This is a genomic window from Inquilinus limosus MP06, assembly GCF_000767795.1.
Taxonomy (GTDB): domain Bacteria; phylum Pseudomonadota; class Alphaproteobacteria; order DSM-16000; family Inquilinaceae; genus Inquilinus; species Inquilinus limosus_E.
In genome coordinates, this window is the sequence record NZ_JANX01001165.1 from 1 (window position 1) to 414 (window position 414).

Consider the following 414-nt stretch of genomic DNA (forward strand, 5'->3'; position numbering starts at 1 on the left):
GAGAAGGCGCTGTCGACCGCGCGCAAGGCGGTCAAGCTGGCGCCGGAGGAGGCGGCGCTGCACCGTCATCTCGGCAACCTGCTGGCCGGGCAGAAGCGCTGGGACGAGGCGATCCTGGTGCAGCGCCGGGCGGTCGAGCTGGAGCCGTCCCATGCCGGGGCGCGCCGGCAGCTGGAGGCCGCCGAGGCCGAGGCCCGCAAGGCCAGGATCCGGCGGCCGGCCGCCCCCGTCCCGGGCCACAGCGGCGTCGCCGCGGAGTAGGTGGGAGGCATCGCAGCTCCCTCTCCCCCAGGATCTGTCGGATTCACACTTCGTTGAAGTGAGCTTTTATAAGTCCCCCCCTCCCCTTGCGGGAGGGGGGGACTTCTAAAAAGAGGCGATGTGTGAATGCAATGGCCGCGGGGAGGGCAGATA

The 414-nt window shown here is 70.3% G+C and carries 1 protein-coding gene; it reads left to right on the forward strand.

Features of this window, described 5'->3' with window-relative positions:
- Window positions 1-261 (forward strand): tetratricopeptide repeat protein (locus P409_RS39920; protein WP_034850015.1); only part of this gene is annotated, 261 nt, incomplete at its 5' end.
- Window positions 262-414: the final 153 nt, after the last annotated feature.